This is a genomic window from Demequina sp. (genome assembly GCF_016278775.1).
Lineage (GTDB): Bacteria > Actinomycetota > Actinomycetes > Actinomycetales > Demequinaceae > Demequina.
Genome location: NZ_JADQBF010000042.1, coordinates 1 through 3870 on the forward strand (window position 1 = coordinate 1; position 3870 = coordinate 3870).

A 3870-nucleotide genomic window follows, 5' to 3' on the forward strand; every position below is an offset into this window, starting at 1 on the left:
GACACCGCCGCCGCGTCGATCGCCGTGGCGCTGCGAGCCCGCAAACTCATCGTCCTGACCGACGTGGAGGGCCTGTACGCGAACTGGCCGGACCGCTCGTCGCTGGTGCGCCGCATCCACGCGACAGACGTGGAGAAGCTGCTTCCCACCCTCATGTCCGGCATGGTTCCCAAGATGGAGGCGTGCCTGCGCGCCGTGCGGGGCGGCGTCAACCAGGCCCACATCATCGATGGCCGCGAGGCGCACTCGATTCTCACCGAAATCTTTACCTCCTCCGGCTCCGGCACCATGGTGCGGCCGGATGACGTGGAGCTGTGGGGATGACCGGGCCACTCGACGCGCAGGGACTCGACCGCTACCAGCGGGCGCTCATGGGCACCTTTGGGCGTCCGCAGCGCATGCTCACCAAGGGCGAAGGCTCGTACGTGTGGGACGCCGACGGCAACCGCTACCTCGACCTTCTTGGCGGCATCGCCGTCAATGCTCTGGGTCACGCCGACCCCGAATGGGTGGCCGCTGTAGCCGCTCAGGCCGGCACGCTGACGCACGTCTCGAACTTCTTCGCGACCGAGCCGCAAATCGCGCTGGCCGAGCGGCTGCTGGACATTTGCGGCGCCCCAGAAGGCTCCCGCGTGTTCCTCACCAACTCCGGCACGGAGGCGGTCGAGGCGGCGTTCAAGATGTCGCGCCGCACGGGGCGCACGCGCCTGCTCGCGCTCACCGGGTCGTTCCACGGCAGGTCGACAGGAGCGCTCGCGCTCACCTCCAAGGAGGCGTTCAGGGCGCCCTTCGCCCCCCTCGCGCCCGGCGTCGAGTTCATCGACCCCAACGACATCGGCGCGCTCGAGGCGGCCATGGGTGACGACGTCGCCGCGATCTTCATCGAACCCATCCAGGGCGAGGCGGGCGTCAAGCCGCTGACCCACGAGTACCTCGCGGCCGCGCGCCAGCTGTGCGACAAGCACGGCGCGCTGCTCATCGCCGACGAGGTCCAGACCGGCATCGGCCGCACCGGCACGTGGCTTGCCATGCAGGCTCACGGCATCATGCCGGACGTGGTCACGCTCGCGAAGGGCCTCGGCGGTGGCTTCCCCGTGGGCGCCGTCGTGGCGTACGGAGACACGGCGGCCACGCTGCTTGCCGCGGGCCAGCACGGCTCCACGTTTGGCGGGAACCCGCTGGCTTCGGCCGCGGCCCTTGCCACGATCGATGCGATCGAGTCCCGCGGACTGCTCGCCCACGTGAAGGTGATGGGGGAGTGGATCAAGGCCACGGTGGGCGCGTTGCCTGGCGTGGTCGAGGTGCGCGGAGAGGGCCTGCTGTTGGGCATCAAGCTCGAGGCAGAGATCTCCGCCGCGGTCGCGGCCGCCGCGATCCAGGACGGCTTCATCATCAATCCGCCCAGCCCAGACACGATTCGCCTGGCGCCGTCGCTGACGCTCACACAGGCAGAGGCCGAACCCTTCGTCCGCTGGCTTGCCGACTACCTGGCCGCCCACGCTGGAACGCCCAAGGAGGCGTGATGGTCCGTCACTTTCTGCGAGATGACGACCTCACGGCCGCCGAACAGCGCGAGGTCCTCGAACTTGCCCTCGCCTTTCGCAAGAACCGTTACCTGCGTCGTCCCTTTGACGGGCCCCAGGCCGTAGCCGTGCTGTTCGACAAGCCGTCTACCCGCACCAGGGTGTCGTTCGCCGCTGGCATTGCCGAGCTGGGTGGCTATCCGCTCGTGCTCGACGCGAGCTCGTCGCAGATGGGAAGGGGCGAGTCGGTTGCGGACACGGCACGCGTGCTCGGGCGCCAGGTCAGCGCGATCGTGTGGCGCACGTTCGGCCAGGATCGCGTCGAAGAAATGGCGCAACACGCGGGTGTGCCAGTGGTCAACGCGCTCACCGACGACTTTCACCCGTGCCAGATTCTCGCGGACCTTGCGGCCATCGCCGACGCCCGTGGGGGAGTCGACGCCCTGGCGGGGCTGACGCTCGCGTACGTGGGCGACGGTGCCAACAACATGGCGCACAGCTACCTGCTGGGCGGGGCGCTCGTGGGAATGCACGTACGGGTGGGCGCGCCGGAGGACTACATGCCGTCAGAGGCCGTCGTGCTGGACGCGAAGTCGCTCGCGGCGGGAAACGGCGGCTCCGTCACCGTGACGACGGACCACGATGACGCCGTGCGCGGCGCCGACATCATCGCCACCGATACCTGGATCTCGATGGGGGATGAGAACGAGTTCGGTGTGCGAGCCGGCCAGTTCGAGCAGTATCAGGTCAACGCCCACAGCCTCGAGATCGCGGCGCCGGGAGCCCAGGTGTTGCACTGCCTGCCCGCCTACAGGGGCAAGGAGATCACGGCCGACGTACTTGACGGCCCGCAGAGCATCGTGTGGCTCGAGGCTGAGTACCGCCTGCACGCTCAGAAGGCGCTGCTGACGTGGTTGGCCGAGCGCGCCGGTGAGGACTCGTGATGACCTCCTCCATTCCCGCCACCAAGTCCGCTCGCCAGGCGCTCATCGCGCGTCTGATCGAGTCGGAAGAGATTCGCTCGCAGAGCGATCTCGCGATCAGGCTCGAGTCCCAGGGCATCTCCGTCACGCAAGCGACGTTGTCCCGAGACCTGCTCGACATTGGCGCACTCAAGGTGCGCGGCGCGTCCGGCCACATGGTCTACACCACGCAGTCGTCGCTCGAAGCCTCTGGCGACACGGCCGGACGGCTCAACCGACTCTGTGCCGAGCTGCTGTACTCGGCGGCCGGCTCTGGCAACATCGCCGTGCTCAGGACCCCGTCAGGCGGCGCCCAGTACTTTGCCTCCGCGATCGACGGTCATGACGACCCAGACGTGGTCGGCACCGTCGCGGGGGACGACACCCTCATTGTCATTTCCAGGGACGTCGACGGCGGCCCCCACCTTGCCCAAAAGTTCCTCGACCGCGCCTCAGGCGTGGCTCACGACTGACACCTCAGGAGAGACACACATGACCGAACGCATCGTCCTGGCCTACTCAGGCGGCCTCGACACCTCCGTAGCCATTGGCTGGATCGCCGACGCCACAGGCGCCGAGGTGGTGGCCGTCGCCGTAGACGTGGGCCAGGGAGGCGAAGACCTCGAGGTAATCCGCCAGCGCGCGCTCGACTGTGGCGCCGTGGAGGCCTACGTGGCCGATGCCCGCGACGAGTTCGCGGAGGAGTACTGCATGCCGGCGCTCAAGGCCAACGCGCTGTACCACGACAAGTACCCGCTCGTCTCGGCGCTCAGCCGCCCCGTCATCGTCAAGCACATCGTGAAAGCTGCGCGCGAGTTCGGCGCGACCACCATGGCCCACGGCTGCACCGGCAAGGGAAACGATCAGGTGCGCTTCGAGGTGGGCATCGCCTCCCTCGCCCCCGACCTCAAGTGCATCGCCCCTGTGCGCGACCTCGCCCTGACGCGCGACAAGGCGATCGACTACGCGGAGCGCAACAACCTGCCCATCGCGACCACCAAGAAGAACCCCTTCTCGATCGACCAGAACGTGTGGGGCCGCGCCGTGGAGACTGGCTTCCTTGAGGACATCTGGAACGCCCCCACAAAGGACGTGTACGAGTACACGGACGACCCGGCCTTCCCGCCGGTGCCTGACGAGGTGGTCATTTCTTTCGAGCGCGGCATCCCCGTGGCCCTCGACGGACAGAAGGTCACGCCGCTGCAGGCCATCCAAGAGATGAACCGCCGCGCGGGAGCCCACGGAGTCGGACGGCTCGACATGGTCGAGGACCGCCTGGTGGGAATCAAGAGCCGCGAGGTCTACGAGGCCCCAGGCGCGATCGCGTTGATCGAGGCGCACCGCGAGCTGGAGAACGTCACGCTCGAGCGCCAGCAGGCGCGCTA

Annotated in this window: 4 protein-coding genes and 1 pseudogene; all 5 read left to right on the forward strand. The window is 68.1% G+C overall.

Annotated elements, in window-relative coordinates; translation table 11 throughout:
* A pseudogene (locus QZZ33_RS06445) lies at window positions 1-324 on the forward strand (acetylglutamate kinase); the annotation flags it as partial.
* Window positions 321-1523 carry an acetylornithine transaminase gene (locus QZZ33_RS06450; RefSeq protein ID WP_291378946.1) on the forward strand — a complete coding sequence of 401 codons (1203 nt, stop codon included), beginning with the start codon at window positions 321-323 and terminating at the stop codon, window positions 1521-1523. The pseudogene QZZ33_RS06445 and the gene QZZ33_RS06450, both read left to right, overlap by 4 nt.
* Entirely contained in the window at window positions 1523-2467 is a 945-nt protein-coding gene (argF, locus tag QZZ33_RS06455) for an ornithine carbamoyltransferase (RefSeq protein WP_291378947.1), read from the forward strand. Before QZZ33_RS06450 ends, argF begins: the two co-directional genes overlap by 1 nt.
* On the forward strand, window positions 2467-2958 hold the full coding sequence (gene argR, locus QZZ33_RS06460; protein WP_291378948.1) for an arginine repressor: 492 nt from the start codon (window positions 2467-2469) through the stop codon (window positions 2956-2958). The genes argF and argR overlap by 1 nt, the downstream gene beginning before the upstream one ends.
* Before the next feature lie 19 nt (window positions 2959-2977).
* The coding region (locus tag QZZ33_RS06465) for an argininosuccinate synthase (protein WP_291378949.1) at window positions 2978-3870 on the forward strand (893 nt) is incomplete at its 3' end.

What these genes read in the sequence shown, in the direction of transcription:
- QZZ33_RS06450 (WP_291378946.1), top strand. Translation starts at nt 321, where the DNA reads ATGACCGGGCCACTCGACGCGCAGGGACTCGACCGCTACCAGCGGGCG.
- argF (WP_291378947.1), top strand. Translation starts at nt 1,523, where the DNA reads ATGGTCCGTCACTTTCTGCGAGATGACGACCTCACGGCCGCCGAACAG.
- argR (WP_291378948.1), top strand. Translation starts at nt 2,467, where the DNA reads ATGACCTCCTCCATTCCCGCCACCAAGTCCGCTCGCCAGGCGCTCATC.